Source organism: Streptomyces sp. NPDC006326, assembly GCF_040612915.1.
Lineage (GTDB): Bacteria > Actinomycetota > Actinomycetes > Streptomycetales > Streptomycetaceae > Streptomyces.
In genome coordinates this window covers 1-15,373 of sequence record NZ_JBEXRC010000051.1, presented here as the reverse complement: position 1 = coordinate 15,373, position 15,373 = coordinate 1, and the positions used below count along the sequence as shown (strand labels likewise).

Below are 15,373 nucleotides of genomic sequence, written 5' to 3'. Positions count from 1 at the left end.
GGTGCGGTCGCTCACGAGGCGGCACACCGTCCGCAGACGGGGACGCTCTACCAGGCAGCGGAAAGGCCAGGCCGTGACATCCGCGGTCACGACCGACACGTCCGCCCGACCGGGTTACGGGCAGCTCCTGCGCACGCCCCGCGCCCTGAGCTTCGTTCTCCCGGGCTTCGCCGCCCGCCTCCCCTTCGGCATGCTGACGATCAGCATCCTGCTGCTCGTCCAGCACACCACCGGCTCCTACGGCAGCGCCGGCATCGTCGCCGCCGTCACCGGCATCTCCATGGCCCTGAGCGCCCCGGTGATGGGCAACCTCACCGACCGCTTCGGCCAGAGCGCCGTGCTCACGCCGGTCGTCCTGATGCACTCCGCCGCCGTCAGCACCCTGGTGGCGCTCGCCCTGCTCGGCGCCCCCGTGTGGGCCCTGGCGCTGGCCGCCGTCCCGGCCGGTGCCTCGGTGCCGCAGGTCGGCCCGATGGTGCGGGCCCGCTGGGCCGCCCGCCTGGAGGGCTCGCCGCTGCTGCCGACGGCCGCCGCGTTCGAGTCCGTCACCGACGAGTTCACCTTCGTCGTCGGCCCGGTCCTCGCGACCGCGCTGTGCACCGGCATCCACCCGGCCGCGGGCCTGGTCACCGAGGCCGCGCTGACGCTGGCCGGCGGCCTGGTCTTCGCCGCCCAGCGCGCCACCCAGCCGAAGGCGCACGCCCGCGCCGCGGGCGAGGAGAAGCACGCCTCCGCGCTGTCCTTCGCGGGTCTGCGCGTCCTGATCGTGGCCTTCCTCGGCATCGGCGCCGTCTTCGGCGGCATGCAGGTGTCGCTGGCCGCCTTCTCCAACGAGATCGGCAACCCGGGCGCGAACGGCCTGCTCTACGGCGTCTTCGCGGCCGGCAACATGATCGCGGGCATCGCCTGCGGTGCCATCGCCTGGAAGATCGGCCCGCGGCGCCGGCTGCTGCTGGGCTACGCCGGCCTGACCGTGGCCGCCTCGGTCCTGTGGACCGCGCACTCCGTGGTCCTGCTGGGCGCGCTCGGCCTGCTCGTCGGCCTGTGCATCGCCCCGGCGCTGATCACCGGCTACACCATGATCGAGTCGCTGATCCCGGCGAACGCCAGGACCGAGGCCTTCACCTGGCTGACCGGCGCGGTCGCCTTCGGCCAGGCCACGGCCGTGACGCTGGCCGGGCGCCTGACGGACGCCCACGGGTCCTCGTACGGCTTCCTCGTGCCCATGGCGGGCACCGCGCTGGCGCTGGTCACCCTGCTGGCGCTGCGGGCGAAGCTGGCCCCGAAGGCCCCGAGCCGGATCATCAACTCGTCCGCGAAGGCCGCCCAGCCGGCCCCGGCGGACTCGTCGGCACGGGTGAACCAGCGTGGTCTGGGTCACCGCGTGCCGGTGACGGTGGACTGATCCGCCGGAATACGTCACCATGGATCGTCGTTAGCACTCATCGAGTCAGAGTGCCAGGAGGAAATTCGTGCCGACCTACCAGTACCAGTGCACCGAGTGCGGTGAGGGCCTTGAGGCCGTGCAGAAGTTCACCGATGACGCACTGACCGAGTGCCCGAGCTGCAACGGACGCCTGAAGAAGGTGTTCTCCGCCGTCGGCATCGTCTTCAAGGGTTCCGGTTTCTACCGGAACGACAGCCGCGGCGCCTCGTCGAGCAGCACCCCTGCCTCGAAGCCCGCGTCGTCCGCTTCGGCCTCGACGCCGTCGGCCCCCGCGCCCGCCGCGTCGACCGCGAGCAGCAGCACGAGCTCCAGCTCGACCTCGGCTGCCTGACCTCGTCACTTCCGCGCAAGGCCCTGCCTCCCTTTCGGGCGGCAGGGCCTTGCGCATGCCCGGTTAGGGTGAGCTCATGGCTAACGCAGAGATCGGTGTCATCGGCGGTTCGGGCTTCTACTCCTTCCTGGAGGACGTCTCCGAGATACAGGTGGAGACCCCCTACGGGCCCCCGAGCGACTCCCTCTTCCTCGGCGAGCTGGCCGGGCGGCCGGTGGCCTTCCTGCCGCGCCACGGCCGCAGCCACAAGGTGCCGCCCCACAAGATCAACTACCGGGCCAACCTGTGGGCGCTGCGCTCGTTGGGCGTGCGCCAGGTGCTCGGCCCGTGCGCGGTGGGCGGCCTGCGCGCCGAGTACGGCCCGGGCACGCTGCTCGTTCCCGACCAGCTGGTCGACCGTACGAAGTCCCGGGTGCAGACCTTCTTCGACGGGGAGCCGCTGCCCGACGGCTCGGTGCCGAACGTCGTGCACACCACCTTCGCCGACCCGTACTGCCCGGTGGGCCGCTCGGTGGCCCTGGCCGCGGCGCGCGGGCGGCAGTGGGAGGCGGTGGACGGCGGCACGATGGTCGTGGTCGAGGGGCCCCGGTTCTCCACCCGCGCCGAGTCGCAGTGGCACGCGGCGGCGGGCTGGGCGGTCGTGGGCATGACGGGCCACCCGGAGGCAGTCCTCGCCCGCGAGCTGGGACTCTGCTACACCTCGATGGCGCTGGTGACCGACCTGGACGCGGGCGCGGAGACGGGCGAGGGCGTGTCCCACACGGAGGTCCTGAAGGTCTTCGGCGAGAACGTCGGCCGGCTGCGCGAGGTCCTCTTCGACGCGGTGGCGGCCCTCCCGCCGACGGAGTCCCGCGCCTGCCTGTGCACGCACGCCCACGACGGCTGGGACCTCGGCATCGAACTGCCGTAAGCGGCTGCTGTCACATTTCCCGGCGCTGTCCTGTCTCAGCGGGTGGAGGCCCCGAACCGCGGGGCCGCATCGCACAGGAGGCGACCGCCATGCCGCGCATCTCCCTCACTCCGCCCCGTACGCCCCTCATGCGCCTCGGTGCCTGGTACTCGCGCCGCAAGTACGGCAAGGTGCTCGACCCCGGGCAGGCGTACGGGCACAACGCTCGCGTGCTGTTCGCATACGTCCGCCTGGAGCAGCGGGCGGCGAAGTGGAACGCGCTCGACGCCGGGCTGAAGCACCTCGCGGTGATGGCGGCGGCGGCCCGGATCAACTGTTCCTGGTGCCTGGACTTCGGCTACTGGGAGGGCCGGGAGCTGGGCCTGGCCGCCCACAAGATCGAGCGGGTGCCGCAGTGGCGGGAGGCCCGCGAGGTCTTCACCGAGGTGGAGCTGCTGGTCATGGAGTACGCCGAGGCGATGACGGAGACCGAGCCGGCGGTCACCGACGAACTGGCGGCGGAGCTCATCGGGCGGCTGGGCGAGGCGGCGTTCGTCGAGCTGACCGCGATGGTGGCCCTGGAGAACATGCGCTCGCGCGCCAACAGGGCCTTCGGCCTGACCAGCCAGGGCTTCGCGCAGGCGTGCACGGTCCCGGCCGACCGCTGACCCCCTGCGGGTGACGGGGTTGTCCACAGGCTGGGGATTGTCCACAGGGCGGAGCGGGATTCTGCGGGTGGGCGGATCGTGAGGGGTGTCCGGGCGTCGGGTCCGGGCAGCGCAGCTCACGTCGTCTGGTGGTGGTCGTCATGTCCAGGACCTCGCAGGTCCGCCCCGCTCCGCTCCCTTCGTGCCCTCCGGCGCGACCGGTCCCCTCCTTTCCCCCGCTCCGCGTTGGCGGGGGCGGGGACCGGCTGCGCCGGGCCGTGCGGCGCCGGAGGCGGGCCGCGTCGGCCGGACTCGCCGCCGTGGCCGTCGCCCTGGCGGCGGTCGGCGCGGCGCAGGCACAGGCCTCGCGGGGCGGAGCGCCGCCCGAGGTGAAACCGCCGCCGGAGGCGGTGCGGACGGTGTCGGCGCCGGTGCGCATCGCGGACGCGGCGACCGTGCGGCTGCTGCGGCCCGGGGACCGGGTGGACGTGGTGGCGGCGGAGCGCGCCGGGCCGCCCAGGGTGGTGGCCGCGGGGGCGCGGGTGGCCGAGGTGCCGGATCCGGAGAAGGCCGAGGGGGACGGCGGGGCGCTGGTGGTCCTGTCCGTGCCCCGGGAGACGGCGCGGGCTCTCGTGGGAGCGGGCGCCGTGGCACGGCTGGCGGTGACGTTGTGCTGAATCGGACTGCCGTACCGTCACGTCACCGTGAATTCAGGGCCGACTGGACACACGGGGCCCGTACTGCCGTAGTTTTCGGAACCGTTGGCTCCGTGTGTGGCAGTGACGAAGAGAGGCTCAGTGGTGAGCGAGAAGAAGAAGGAGAGCGTCCTGGCGGGCTTCAAGGCCTTCCTGATGCGCGGCAATGTGGTGGACCTGGCGGTCGCCGTGGTCATCGGCGCCGCGTTCACGAACATCGTGAACTCCGTGGTGAAGGGGATCATCAGCCCGGTGGTCGGCGCCGTCGGCACCAAGAGCCTGGACGTCTACTCCTCTTGTCTGAAGGCCCCTTGCGGCGTCGACGCGAAGGGCGAGCCGACGGGTGTGAACATCCTCTGGGGCTCGGTGCTCAATGCCACCCTGACCTTCCTGATCACGGCAGCCGTCGTCTACTTCCTGATGGTGCTGCCCATGGCGAAGTACCTCGCCAGGGTGGAGCAGCGCCGCCGCGCCCGGGAGGGCGTGCAGGAGACCATCGAGATCACCGAGCTGGAGGTGCTCAAGGAGATCCGCGACGAGCTGGTCGCCCAGCGTGGCCAGGCCGGTGGCGCGGGCGTCCCCGGCAGCCGGTTCTAGCCGCTCGGGGTCAGAGGTGGTGGGGCGGCTTCTCGTCGAGGAAGCGGGCCAGGTCGGCGGCGCTTCCGCCGGCGGCCGGCCGCTCGCCCCAGCCGCGGTCGGTGTCGTCCGCGGACTGCTGGTCCAGCGGGTCGTCGAAGTCGATCCTCGGCTTCGGCCTGGCAGCGGGCGCGGACGGCGGCCGGGAGGCGTCGGGCTTCGGGGACTGCGGGCCGGCGTCGGGGGCGGTGCTCATGCCTCCAGGGTACGGCCGCCCCCGCCCCGGCCCCCGCTCAGCTGGGGGCTTCGGCGCCCTTGCGGGCGTAGAACCACCAGCACAGGGCCAAGCAGGTGGCGTAGAAGCCGATGAACATCCACAGCGCGTGCGTGACCGCCATGGCGGCGAACATCGCGGGGATGAAGAAGAAGCCGTAGGCGGCGATGGCGGAGGAGAAGCCGGTGACGGCGCCCGCCTCCATCTCCGACTGCTTGAGGGCCGCGGCCCGTGCCTCGGCGCCGAGGCCCTCGGCCTGCTGCATGTGCCGGGCCCGGAAGATCACCGGGATCTGGCGGAAGGTCGACCCGTTGCCCAGCCCGGAGAAGGCGAAGGCCGCGAGAAAGCCCCCGAGGAAGGCCCAGAAGCTGCCCCGGTCGCCGCCGGACGGCAGGGCGAGGATCACCACGACCAGGGCCGCCGCCATCCCGGTGAAGGACAGCATCGTGACGCGCGCGCCGCCGAACCGGTCGGCGAGCCGGCCGCCCGCCCAGCGCATCAGCGCCCCGGTGAAAGGGCCGATCCAGGCATAGGTGGTCGCCTGGTGGCCCTGCGCCTCGAAGTCGTTCTTGATCAGCAGGGGCAGCCCGGCGGCAAACCCGATGAAGGACCCGAAGGTGCCGACGTAGAGCCAGGTCATCAGCCAGGTGTGCTTGCGCCGGAAGATGACCTTCTGCTCGCTGAAGGGGGCCGCGGCCACCGTGAGGTCGTTCATCAGGAACCACGCGAGCAGCGCCATGGCCACCAGGGGCAGCACCCAGAGGAAGGCGCCGTTCTGGAGCCAGATGTCGGCGTCCTGCTGCGCGTCGCGCTGCGGGCCGCCCGCCGGTGGACCCAGTACGGCCGCCGTCACCACCAGCGGGGCGGCCAACTGGACGACGCTCACGCCCAGATTGCCGAGCCCGCCGTTGAGGCCGCCGGCCGTGCCCTTCTCCCGCTGGGGGAAGAAGAAGCCGATGTTCGCCATCGAGGAGGCGAAGTTCGCCCCGCCGACGCCGCACACGGCCGCGATGAGGGCCAGTTCCCAGTACGGGGTCCCCGTGTCCTGGAGGGCGAAGCCGAGCCACAGCATCGGGACCACCAGCACGATCGTGCTGAGCGCGGTGAACTTGCGCTGGCCCACGATGGGTCCGATGAAGGTGTAGAGGATCCGGAAGGTGCCGCCCGTGATCCCGGGGATCGCGGTCAGCCAGAACAGCTGGGACTTCGAGAAGCCGAAGCCGATGTCGTTCAGCCGGACCGCGGTGACCGACCAGACCTGCCAGACCACGAAGCCGAGCATCAGCGCGGGGACGGAGACCCACAGGTTGCGCCGGGCGACCCTGCGGCCGGTGGCCTGCCAGAAGACCGGGTCCTCGGGCCGCCAGTCACCGATGGAGGTTCCGGGCCCGTAGGACTCCGCGGGGTGCGGGCGCAGCCGCTGCGGGGTGGCGGTCGCGGTGGGGACCGGGGTGGGGGCGGGGCCGGCCATGGTCATCGGCCCTTCGGGTCGAGGAGCCCCGGTCCCGGCACGACGACCAGACGGGCGGTGGCCTTCGAGGAGCGCTCCCGTACGGGCCGGTTCAGCCGTGGTTCGGCACCGGCCGGGCGGAGACGGCGGGCGGCGAGGACTTCTGAGGGCTCGGACACGTCCCCACGCTAGGCGGTATGCACCTCTCTGACCTGTTGTGTCCGTCTAGTGGGTGAACCTCCCGGGCAAGCGTCCGGCCCGGCTCCCCGAAGGCCTCCTCCGCCCGCGTACGGCTGCTGTCCTGGGCGGTATGACGTACGTACCGATGACCTCCCGCAGCCGGGAGGAGGCCCACCGCACCTCGACCCCGCTGGAGCTGTTCTTCGACCTGTGCTTCGTCGTCGCCGTGGCCCAGGCGGGCCGACAGCTGGTCCACGCCCTCGCCGAGGGGCACACGGGCGCCGGAATCACCGGCTACCTCTTCGTCTTCTTCGGCGTGTGGTGGGCCTGGATGAACTTCACCTGGTTCGCCTCCGCCTACGACGTCGACGACGTGCCGTACCGGATCGCGACGCTCGTGCAGATCTCCGGCGTGCTCGTCTACTCCGCCGGTATCCCCAGGGCCTTCAACGACAACGACTGGACCGTCGCCGTCGTCGGCTATCTGGTGATGCGCCTCGCGCTGACCGTGCAGTGGCTGCGCGCCGCCGCCGGGGAGCGCGGCCCGGCCCGGCGCTGCGCGCTCGTGTACGCGTTCGGGCTGGTGGTGTGCCAGGCGGGCTGGACGGCGATGCTGGCGGCCCCCGAGACGAGCCGCAGGTGGCTGTTCCTGGTGCTGGTGGCGGCGGAGTTGTCGGTGCCGGTCTTTGCCGAGCGCAGCAGCCAGACCCAGTGGCACCCGCACCACATCGCCGAGCGGTACGGCCTGTTCACCATCATCGTGCTCGGTGAGACGATCGCCGCCAGCACGGTCGCGGTCCAGTCGGCGATCGACGAGCACCAGGCGCCGGGCCGGCTCCTGCCGATCGCCGCAGGCGGCCTGCTGCTGGTCTTCGCGGCCTGGTGGATCTACTTCGCGGCCCCCGTCCACGACCGGCTGCGGAGCAACCGCGAGGCCATTCCCTGGGGGTACGGACACATCGTGATCTTCGCGTCGGCCGCGGCCATCGGAGCCGGGATCGAGGTGGCGGTCGAGCACGCCGTCGGCAAGGCGCACATCTCCGCGCTGGCCGCGAACCTCGCGGTCACCGTTCCCGCGGCGCTCTTCTTCGCCTTCGTCTGGCTGCTGCACTCCCGCCACTTCAAGCGCGGCCGCACCGCGCAACTGACCCTGCCCGTCTCGGCCCTGGTCCTGCTCGCCTGCGCCTGGACCGGTGCGCAGGCGGTCCTGTGGGCCGGGCTGGCGGCAGCCGCCACCGTCGCGGTGGGCGTGACCTTGGCCCACCGCGAGCGTTCTGGTGCGTGAGGACGGAGGGCTGCGGCCCGGCGAACGGAAGAAGAAACGATGACGGTCCCGGCACAGCGGTACGAGAACACTGAGGCGGGCGCGCAGCTCGCCGACCCGGCCTTCTGGCAGCAGGCCCCGGCCGCGCGCCTCGCGGCCTTCGCCCGGCTGCGCGCCCTGGACTCCCCGGTCCACGTGCCGGAGGCGAAGGGCCGCGGGCACTGGGCCCTCGTGCGGCACGCGGACGTACAGGAGGCGAGCCGACTGCCCAAGGTGTTCGCCAGCGCGCCCGGGGTGACCACGCCCGAGCCGGCGCGGTGGGTGCGGGCGCTGTTCGGTGATTCCATGGTCAATCTGGACGGCGCCGACCACGCCCAGCTGCGCAAGATCGTCCAGCGGGCCTTCACGCCCCGGCTGCTCGCCGCGGCCGAGGCGGACATCCACGCGGTGGCCGCCCGGATCGTGGACGACGTACTGGCCGAACAGCCCGACGAGTTCGTCTCGGCCGTCGCCTCCCGGCTGCCCCTGGAGGTCATCTGCAACATGATGGGCATCCCGGAGCGCCACCGGGCCGAGATCGCCGACCGCGTCAACCACGCCTCCGAGAACATCGGCGTCGAACGGGGCCTGGCCTCGCGGCTGCGGATGCCCGGACGCGGACTGCGGGCGCTCGCCCGGATGCAGCGGATGGTCGCGGGCATCGGCCGGGAGCGGCGCAAGAACCCGACCCACGACCTGATCTCGGCGCTGGTCTGCGCGAATGTGGACGGCCAGGCCCTGGGCGCCCGGCAACTCGGGGCCTTCTTCTCGCTGCTGATGGTCGCGGGCGTGGAAACCACGCGTAACGCGATCACGCACGGGCTGACCCTGCTGACCGACCACCCCGACCAGCGGGACCTGCTGCTCTCGGACTTCGAGAAGTACGCCGACGGCGCGGTCGACGAGATGATCCGGCACTCCACGCCGATCATCCAGTTCCGCCGCACGGTGGCCGCCGAACACACCCTGGGCGGACACCCCTTCCAGCCCGGCGACAAGGTGGTGCTGTACTACGCCTCCGCCAACCGCGACGAGGCGGTGTTCGCCGACCCCGACGCCTTCGACATCACCCGCTCGCCCAATCCGCACCTGGGCTTCGGCGGTGGGGGCCCGCACTTCTGCCTGGGTGCGCACCTGGCCCGGGTGGAGATGAAGGCCCTGTTCCGGGAGCTGCTGACCCGCCCCGTCGGGCTGCGGGCCGTGGGACTGCCGGACCTGGCGGGGTCGAACTTCGACAACCGGGTCCGCTCGCTGCGCTTCGCCTTCGAACGCCCGTAGCGGGGGAACCGGCCGCCGGGCGGGCCGGGGGCCCGGCGGCCGGGGGGTGGAGGCTACTGCTGCAGGCGTCGCACCGAGAGCACGCAGTGGGCGCTGCCCGTGAGCACCGCCTCGTCACCGGCGAACGCCTGCAGGGTCTTCGCGTCGACCGGCCGGCCCGGGACCGCCTCGGGCCAGGCGCGGGTGGCGAACAGGAAGTAGGCCTGCCCGCTCTCGTTCGCCGCCGCGACCCACTCGTCGGGCGCGGTGCAGGTGGCGTTCAGTCCGGGCATGGTCAGCCCGATCTGGTTGTTCGCCAGCACGATCTGCACCGGGAAGGCCGACGGGTTGCGGGTGCCGTCCATGACCACGTCACCGATGGGCAGGCCGATCTCCTCCAGGAGTCCCCGGGCGGCCGCCTCGCCGGCCTCCCGGCCCTGCGGGCCGTCGCCGAGGCTGTAGGCGAGGAGGTACGGGATGTCGTGTCCGTCGGAGGGGTCGCCGATCCAGGCGAGCACCGAAAGGGTGCCGAGCTGGGACCGGTCGATTTCGGCTTGAGTTGAAGTCATGCGCGCACCCTAGTGCTCTCTCCCCCGAGCCCTTCACGGCCTTTCACCCGCGCGGGCTACGCGCCCCGGCCGGCCTCGGTAAAGGCCCGGTCAGACCGCCCAGAACCCTCCTCCGGAATTCGGCTGCGTGTTCGCGTCCTGGTACTGGAGCCGTACGATGCGCGCGTTTTCCGGGATTTCGAACACCACCCATCCCTCGGCCTGCTCCCCGACCGCGAGGGAATCGAAGACGAGGGGTTTTCCGGTGGTCAGTTCGCCGGTCGGAACCACCGGGTGGCGCTGCCCCGCGCTGTCGTACGCCCACATGCGGCCGAGCGCCCCGTACGAGGCCCCGCCGACGTTGACGAACGACATCGAGGCGGCCACCCAGCGCTTCCCGGCGGGCGGGGCGTAGTTGGCCTCCACGCTGACCGCCGGGTCCACGTACGCACCGAGCACGGCCTGAAGGTGCTTGCCCACCTGCTTGCCGTCCACCCGTACGGGCTCGCCCACGTGGGCGTCCTTGACGGCGCCCTGAGCAGCGCCCGCGCCCATCGCGGGATCCTCCTCGGCTCCCGGCACCCCGTCGTCCACCGGGACGGCGGGCGCCGCGGCGGGGGCGAGCGCGGCGCCCTCGGGCGCGCGGGAGCACGCCGTGGCACCGGAGAGCAGGGACAGCAGCAGGGCGGCGGCGAGGACGGAAGCGGACTGGCGCATGCGGGATCCCTTCGGGGACCTTCGGGACTGTATTCCGGTCAGTTTCACGCGCCCGAGCGGGCAATTGCACACACCGACACGGGTGTCCGGAGCGAGTTGCCGCCCAACTGCCAGCACAATTCGTTCCGACGGATTCCCGCCACCTGTATTCACCTGGAGGAACGATGGGTATGCCCGGCCGCCGAATGGCCCTGGCAGCGCTTTCCGCACTGGCCGCCGCCGCGGCGTTCACCGCCCCGGCCACCGCCACCTCTTTCGATTCGGCCATTTCCGTACAGCCGTACGCCCAGATCGGCGAGGACGGCACGATCACCCTTTCCGGGACCTACCGCTGCACCGACGCATCACCCGTCGGAGGGATTCAGATCGCGGCCTCCGTCATCCAGGACCACACCCGCCTGACGACCGGCGCCGGCGGGGCCGTGTGCGACGGCGCCGAGCACGAGTGGGAGAGCCGCGCCTCCCTCCGCTACACCCCGGACATCCACCCGGGCCCGGCCCGGGCCGAGGTCAGGCTGCAGGAGGTCAAGCTCTCCGGGCTGATGCCGAAGTCGCTCCACACGCTCGCCGAGGACCAGCAGGACATCCAGATCACCGGCTGACCTCAGGGCTCGCGGACCCGGCCGTGCCGGTAGCCGCCGCTACCGGCAGGCGGGCGCCGCTCCGGTCATCGACATGAACGCGACCCGCTCGCAGCCCGGGTCCCGGTGCGGGCGCCCCGTCGTCCATTCCACGGCCGTCGGCACCCCGGCCACCAGCAGGAGCACCGCCGCGACGGCCGCAACGGCGCCCTTGCCCGGCCGCCTGCCCGACCTACCCTCAGTGGTCCGTTCCATGGACCGCATCATCGCCCCGGTCCCCCCGCCCCACAACTCGGCGTGACGGGACGCTCACCCGAAGCCCCGTACGCTGCCCGCCGCACTGAACTCGCACCACACCGCCTTGCCGTCGCCCCGGGACTCCACCCCCCAGTGCGTGGCCAGCGCGTCCACCAGCAGCAGCCCCCGGCCCGTGGTCGCCGACTCCCCCGGGGTCCGCCGGCGCGGCCACACGCTGGACCGGTCCTTGACCCACAGCCGGATCCGGCGCACCGGCTCCGGCAGCACCTCCATGGTCAGCACCGCCCCGCCGTCCGTGTGCAGCAGGGCGTTGACCAGCAGCTCACCGGCCGCGAGCTCCACGTCGTCGGCGAGCTCCGGCATGCCCCAGTCGCGCAGGGCCTGCCGCAGCGCGTAGCGGGCCTCCGAGAGGCCCTCCGGGTCGGCCTGGTGGATGTACTGGTGGATCCGCGGGGCGCGGTGGGTGCCCGGGTCCGGGGCCCGGCGCAGCACCAGCAGGGCCACGTCGTCGCCGGAGCCCCAGCGCTCCCACAGCCGGTCCGAGAGGTGGTCGGCGAGGGCGCCGGCGTCCTGGGGGCCGGTCCTCACCGCGTGGGAGAGGGCCTCCATGCCCTGGGTGATGGCGGTCCCCGGCTCCTCCACCAGGCCGTCCGTGCACAGCACGAGCGTCTCCCCGGGCACCAGGTCGAGCCGGGTCTCGGGGAACTCCTCCTGCTCGAAGACCGAAGCCAGCCCGAGCGGAAGCCCGCCGCGCACGTTGGGCCAGCCCGTGCGCCCGTCGGTGTGGCGGATCAGCGGCCCGAGATGGCCCGCGCGGACCGCCCGTACGCCTCCGGTCTCCAGGTCCACCTGCGCGTACATGCAGGTCGCGAAGCGTTCGGTGTCCAGTTCGGCGAGGAAGCGCGAAGCCCGCGCCAGCACGGTGGAGGGGGGATGGCCCTCGCCGGCGTACGCCCGCAGCGCGATCCGCAGCTGCCCCATGATCGCCGCCGCGTGCGTGTCGTGGCCCTGGACGTCGCCGACGACGAGACCGACCCGGTCGCGGGGCAGTGCGATCACGTCGTACCAGTCCCCGCCGACCTCCCGCCCGCTCCACGCGGAGTGGTAGCGCACCGCGATCTCCCCGCCGGTGATCTCCGGGATCCGCCGTGGCAGCATCGATGCCTGCAGCCCGGTGGCGAACTCGCGCTCCTGGTCGAACAGCAGGGCCCGCTGGAGCGACTGCGCCACGATGCCGGCCAGGCCGAGGCACAGGTTGCGCTCCTCAGGGCTGAACTCGCTGCGCCGCCGGTAGAACAGCACGAGCCCGCCGATGGCCTTGGCCTGCGCGATCAGCGGCAGGTAGGCGGCCGCGTCGAAACGGATCCGGTTCAGGTAGTCGGACAGCAGCGGGAACTCGCCCGCCAGCTCGGTCAGCGAGGTGACGAACCGCGCCTTGCGGGTCAGCACCGCCTGCGACAGCGGCAGGGAGCCGTCCAGCCGGGTGAACTTCCGCTCGCTGAGGATCTCCAGCGACTCCCCGCTCAGCGCGATGATCTTGATGGCACCGTTCTCTACCAGCCCCAGCGCCAGCCCGTCCGCGCCGAGCCGCTCCAGGGCCCCCGCCCCGGTCAGGGTGGCCGTCACGTCGTCCACCGTCACCGCCCGCGACAGGGCCTCCGTGGTCCGCTGCACGATCGTGGCCTGCGCCGCCCGCGCCGCCTCCAGCTTCCGCAGCACCATGGCGTGGGCCAGTTCGGCCGTCGCGTCCCGGACGATCCCGACGATCCGCCGCGCCCGCCCGTCGGGATCGCGCAGGATCCGGCCCTGCGTGTGGGTCCACTGGCCGACGCCGTCACGCCGCTGCACCGTGAAGTACGAGCCGTACGTCTCCTCGCCGCTCTCCAGCGCGGCCTGCACCGAATCCTCCAGCCGGGCGCCGTCCTCGACCGGGATCCGCAGCCCCAGGCCCTCGGGAGTGCAGTCGAACTCCTCAGGCTCCAGATCGAAGACCACGAGACCGGCCTCGTCCACCATCAGCGTCCCTGCGTCCAGGTCCCACTCGAAGCTGCCCATGCGGTTCAGGGCGAGCCGCTCCCCGGCCGCGGTCACCGGTTCCTGCGGGTCCCGGCCCGGTTCCCGGGGGTCCTGGCCCGGTCTGTCGTGCTCCGCCGCTGCCACGAGTCACACCACCTAACGGCCGGGCCAGCACGGCTGGGAGATCAGCCGCTCCCACTCCTCGTCAGGATGCCCCGGGAGGGTGCGCCCGGCCTCCCGCCAGCGCTTGACGAGGGAGAGGTAGATCGTCGACTGGTCCGGCGCCGCGTACCCGGACGGGCCGCCGTACGGGCCGCCCCGCGCGCCGGCTCCCCAGACCGGGGGGCCGGGCTGTTCCGTGCGGCTGGCCGGGATGCGTACCCAGCCACGGCCCTGTGCTCGCTGCTCCGCACTCATCGCGGACCCCTCTCACCGCAGAGACGTCTTCGGATGCCCCGGGGGCACCCCCGGACGGACTCCGGAGGCAGCCCGGTCGAACCGGGCGGTCCCGGTGGAGCCCCGCCGCCGGCCCCGGTCGCCGAGGCGTTGTCGGACTCCTTTCACCAGTCTCCCCGCCGTGAACCCCGCACCGTGCACGAATCGCATGGAAGGGCCGAATGAGGGAGCCGTGAGCAGCCCCGCGAAGAACAGCCCGGGCCACGACGACTCGAAGCCGGAGCTCAGCTCCGGGCTGCCGCTGTCGCCCACCGTCTCCAGGGCGGCCCGCAGCCCCGCGTCGAGCAGCTCCAGGCGTGCCAGGTCCGGAGTGAACCCGGTGGCCGCGATGACGTGCGCGACGTCCAGTACGACGGACTCCCCGGCCGTGGTCGTCAGCCCGAGCCGGGTCCGCTCGCCCACCGCCACCGCCCGGTGCAGCCGGTGCCCCAGCAGCACGGGCACCTTCCGCTCGAAGCGGTCCCGCAGCCACCAGGCCCCCGCGGGCCCCAGCGCGGTGGCCGCGATCCGCTCCCGGGTCGGGGCCGGCAGCCTCCGCACCGCCCAGGGCAGCTCCGACCAGGCCCAGCTGCGCCAGCCGGTGCCGAGCCCGCTGTGCGGATCGCGCAGGGCCCGCAGGGCCGGACGGTGCAGCGGCTGGGGCGCGGTGTTCCAGTTCAGCCGGGAGCGCCGGGCCACCAGGCAGGGCCGGGCCCCGTTCTCGGCCAGCAGGGCGGCGGTCTCCAGGGCCGCCTGCCCGGCGCCGATCACCGCGACCTCGCGGCCCGCGAAACGGGCGAGGTCGCGGTGACCGCTGCTGTGCGAGGCGTGCCCGGGAGGCAGGTCGCGCAGGGCCCGCGGGTGGTGGACGAAGGGCATCACCCCGACCGCGAGCGCCACCGTGCGGGTGAGCAGCGGCGGCCCTTCGGCGGTGAGGATCCGGAAGCCGTCGCCCTGCGGGGTGACCTCGGTGACGGTCACCTCCTCCACCTCGGGCACGGCATGGCGGGCGAACCACATGCCGTACGCGCTGAAGGCGCCGATCGGCAGCGGACGGCCGTGTTCGGCGGCCAGCCCGCGGGTGGCGCAGTACTCGGCGAGGGTGTGCCGGCCGTCCGGTGCGGACAGGTTGGAGGACCAGGGCTCCGACTTCAGGTACATGCCCTCGGGCATGTGGTCCCGCCACGAGGCCATGGGCCGCCCGAGCACCCGTACACCGAGCCCGGCCGCCGCCGCGTGCGCGGCGATCGAGAGGCCGTACGGCCCGGCGCCGACCACGACGAGATCGTCCATCCGCGTCACCGCTGTCCCTTCCGTCTCCTGGATCCCCCTCGGCCCGGTCGCCGGGTCGTCACATGCACGTTGCCTCGGGTGCCGCCCCGGGTCGGGCCGGCGCCCGGGACACCGCCGGCCCGGACGCCGTCAGCCGGCCCGTGCCCTGGTCCCGCCCGCGGTCACCGGCTCACCAACTCGTCCGGCTCTGCCGGTTCCGCCGCCGCCGGGGGCCCCGGAGGGGCGTGATCGCGGGCACGCTGGCGCGGGGCGCGGACCACCATCCGCGCCGTGCGCCGGCCGTGCGCCGGGACACCGCGCAGGGCGCGCTTGCCCTTGTCCGCGCCCCGCCCCAGGAACGCCGCGAGCATCGCGAGGAAGGGCACCAGGTCGTCGGCGGCGAACCAGGCCGCCTCCACCCGCCCGCGCTCCGCGGGCGGCGCCGTCCGCACCGGCCCGGCAGATCGGAAGAGCGTCGGGGAGGGAAAGAGTGGGGG

General features: G+C 73.1%; 18 protein-coding genes and 1 pseudogene. 9 read left to right on the top strand and 10 right to left on the bottom strand.

Annotation, left to right across the window (positions count from 1 at the left end; all coding sequences use genetic code 11):
• Positions 1-73: 73 nt before the first annotated feature.
• From ABZ128_RS29900 to mscL, 6 genes are all read left to right on the top strand, one after another.
• Entirely contained in the window at positions 74-1,405 is a 1,332-nt protein-coding gene (locus tag ABZ128_RS29900) for an MFS transporter (RefSeq protein ID WP_356852306.1), read from the top strand.
• Positions 1,406-1,472: 67 nt separating this feature from the next.
• Positions 1,473-1,778, top strand: coding sequence for an FmdB family zinc ribbon protein (locus ABZ128_RS29895; protein ID WP_356852305.1), 306 nt, complete (start codon positions 1,473-1,475; stop codon positions 1,776-1,778).
• A gap of 76 nt (positions 1,779-1,854) precedes the next feature.
• Positions 1,855-2,688, top strand: a complete 834-nt coding sequence (locus ABZ128_RS29890; RefSeq protein WP_356852304.1) for an S-methyl-5'-thioadenosine phosphorylase — start codon at positions 1,855-1,857, stop codon at positions 2,686-2,688.
• Positions 2,689-2,777: 89 nt separating this feature from the next.
• Positions 2,778-3,335, top strand: coding sequence for a carboxymuconolactone decarboxylase family protein (locus ABZ128_RS29885; protein WP_356852302.1), 558 nt, complete (start codon positions 2,778-2,780; stop codon positions 3,333-3,335).
• Positions 3,336-3,634: 299 nt separating this feature from the next.
• A complete protein-coding gene (locus tag ABZ128_RS29880) occupies positions 3,635-3,991 on the top strand; it encodes a hypothetical protein (protein WP_356852300.1) in 357 nt (118 codons plus the stop codon).
• A 123-nt stretch (positions 3,992-4,114) separates the two neighbouring features.
• Complete coding sequence (mscL, locus tag ABZ128_RS29875; RefSeq protein WP_356852299.1) at positions 4,115-4,606, top strand: large conductance mechanosensitive channel protein MscL; 492 nt, start codon at positions 4,115-4,117, stop codon at positions 4,604-4,606.
• A gap of 10 nt (positions 4,607-4,616) precedes the next feature.
• Here the strand turns inward: mscL and ABZ128_RS29870 are convergent, their stop codons facing one another.
• From ABZ128_RS29870 to ABZ128_RS29860, 3 genes are read right to left on the bottom strand one after another with little or no spacing between them, the layout of a single operon-like run.
• Entirely contained in the window at positions 4,617-4,841 is a 225-nt protein-coding gene (locus tag ABZ128_RS29870) for a hypothetical protein (protein WP_356852297.1), read from the bottom strand.
• Between the two features lie 37 nt (positions 4,842-4,878).
• Complete coding sequence (locus ABZ128_RS29865; RefSeq protein WP_356852296.1) at positions 4,879-6,330, bottom strand: NarK family nitrate/nitrite MFS transporter; 1,452 nt, start codon at positions 6,328-6,330, stop codon at positions 4,879-4,881.
• Positions 6,331-6,332: 2 nt separating this feature from the next.
• Positions 6,333-6,488, bottom strand: coding sequence for a hypothetical protein (locus ABZ128_RS29860; protein WP_356852295.1), 156 nt, complete (start codon positions 6,486-6,488; stop codon positions 6,333-6,335).
• 131 nt (positions 6,489-6,619) lie between these two features.
• On the opposite strand from ABZ128_RS29860, the gene ABZ128_RS29855 reads away from it, so the two are divergent.
• Together ABZ128_RS29855 and ABZ128_RS29850 are read left to right on the top strand one after the other, a co-directional pair.
• Positions 6,620-7,774, top strand: coding sequence for a low temperature requirement protein A (locus ABZ128_RS29855; RefSeq protein ID WP_356852293.1), 1,155 nt, complete (start codon positions 6,620-6,622; stop codon positions 7,772-7,774).
• 39 nt (positions 7,775-7,813) lie between these two features.
• Positions 7,814-9,070 (top strand): cytochrome P450, encoded by a 1,257-nt coding sequence (locus ABZ128_RS29850; protein WP_356852291.1) that lies wholly within the window; start codon positions 7,814-7,816, stop codon positions 9,068-9,070.
• Positions 9,071-9,123: 53 nt separating this feature from the next.
• Here ABZ128_RS29850 and ABZ128_RS29845 read toward each other — a convergent pair whose 3' ends face one another.
• Positions 9,124-9,618, bottom strand: a complete 495-nt coding sequence (locus tag ABZ128_RS29845; RefSeq protein ID WP_356852290.1) for a DUF5949 family protein — start codon at positions 9,616-9,618, stop codon at positions 9,124-9,126.
• 90 nt (positions 9,619-9,708) lie between these two features.
• The gene (locus ABZ128_RS29840; protein ID WP_356852289.1) at positions 9,709-10,314 is read right to left on the bottom strand and encodes a hypothetical protein; all 606 of its coding nucleotides are present in this window, start codon (positions 10,312-10,314) and stop codon (positions 9,709-9,711) included.
• 170 nt (positions 10,315-10,484) lie between these two features.
• Between ABZ128_RS29840 and ABZ128_RS29835 the strand changes: the two genes are divergently transcribed.
• Positions 10,485-10,916: a DUF6299 family protein gene (locus ABZ128_RS29835; RefSeq protein ID WP_356852287.1), complete on the top strand. Its 432-nt coding sequence runs from the start codon at positions 10,485-10,487 to the stop codon at positions 10,914-10,916.
• Between the two features lie 39 nt (positions 10,917-10,955).
• Here the strand turns inward: ABZ128_RS29835 and ABZ128_RS29830 are convergent, their stop codons facing one another.
• From ABZ128_RS29830 to ABZ128_RS29810, 5 genes and pseudogenes are all read right to left on the bottom strand, one after another.
• Positions 10,956-11,150, bottom strand: coding sequence for a hypothetical protein (locus ABZ128_RS29830; protein WP_356852285.1), 195 nt, complete (start codon positions 11,148-11,150; stop codon positions 10,956-10,958).
• A 54-nt stretch (positions 11,151-11,204) separates the two neighbouring features.
• Positions 11,205-13,244: a SpoIIE family protein phosphatase gene (locus ABZ128_RS29825; protein ID WP_356852346.1), complete on the bottom strand. Its 2,040-nt coding sequence runs from the start codon at positions 13,242-13,244 to the stop codon at positions 11,205-11,207.
• Between the two features lie 81 nt (positions 13,245-13,325).
• The gene (locus ABZ128_RS29820; RefSeq protein WP_356852283.1) at positions 13,326-13,586 is read right to left on the bottom strand and encodes a hypothetical protein; all 261 of its coding nucleotides are present in this window, start codon (positions 13,584-13,586) and stop codon (positions 13,326-13,328) included.
• Positions 13,587-13,598: 12 nt separating this feature from the next.
• On the bottom strand, positions 13,599-14,897 hold the full coding sequence (locus ABZ128_RS29815) for an NAD(P)-binding domain-containing protein (protein ID WP_356852282.1): 1,299 nt from the start codon (positions 14,895-14,897) through the stop codon (positions 13,599-13,601).
• A gap of 161 nt (positions 14,898-15,058) precedes the next feature.
• Positions 15,059-15,373 (bottom strand): annotated as a pseudogene (locus tag ABZ128_RS29810) (hypothetical protein); the annotation flags it as partial.

Coding starts and splice junctions, on each gene's coding strand:
- ABZ128_RS29840 (WP_356852289.1), bottom strand. CDS start 10,314: ATGCGCCAGTCCGCTTCCGTCCTCGCCGCCGCCCTGCTGCTGTCCCTG.
- ABZ128_RS29815 (WP_356852282.1), bottom strand. CDS start 14,897: ATGGACGATCTCGTCGTGGTCGGCGCCGGGCCGTACGGCCTCTCGATC.
- ABZ128_RS29885 (WP_356852302.1), top strand. CDS start 2,778: ATGCCGCGCATCTCCCTCACTCCGCCCCGTACGCCCCTCATGCGCCTC.
- ABZ128_RS29830 (WP_356852285.1), bottom strand. CDS start 11,150: ATGGAACGGACCACTGAGGGTAGGTCGGGCAGGCGGCCGGGCAAGGGC.
- ABZ128_RS29870 (WP_356852297.1), bottom strand. CDS start 4,841: ATGAGCACCGCCCCCGACGCCGGCCCGCAGTCCCCGAAGCCCGACGCC.
- ABZ128_RS29850 (WP_356852291.1), top strand. CDS start 7,814: ATGACGGTCCCGGCACAGCGGTACGAGAACACTGAGGCGGGCGCGCAG.
- ABZ128_RS29845 (WP_356852290.1), bottom strand. CDS start 9,618: ATGACTTCAACTCAAGCCGAAATCGACCGGTCCCAGCTCGGCACCCTT.
- ABZ128_RS29855 (WP_356852293.1), top strand. CDS start 6,620: ATGACGTACGTACCGATGACCTCCCGCAGCCGGGAGGAGGCCCACCGC.
- ABZ128_RS29835 (WP_356852287.1), top strand. CDS start 10,485: ATGCCCGGCCGCCGAATGGCCCTGGCAGCGCTTTCCGCACTGGCCGCC.
- ABZ128_RS29890 (WP_356852304.1), top strand. CDS start 1,855: ATGGCTAACGCAGAGATCGGTGTCATCGGCGGTTCGGGCTTCTACTCC.
- ABZ128_RS29865 (WP_356852296.1), bottom strand. CDS start 6,330: ATGGCCGGCCCCGCCCCCACCCCGGTCCCCACCGCGACCGCCACCCCG.
- ABZ128_RS29820 (WP_356852283.1), bottom strand. CDS start 13,586: ATGAGTGCGGAGCAGCGAGCACAGGGCCGTGGCTGGGTACGCATCCCG.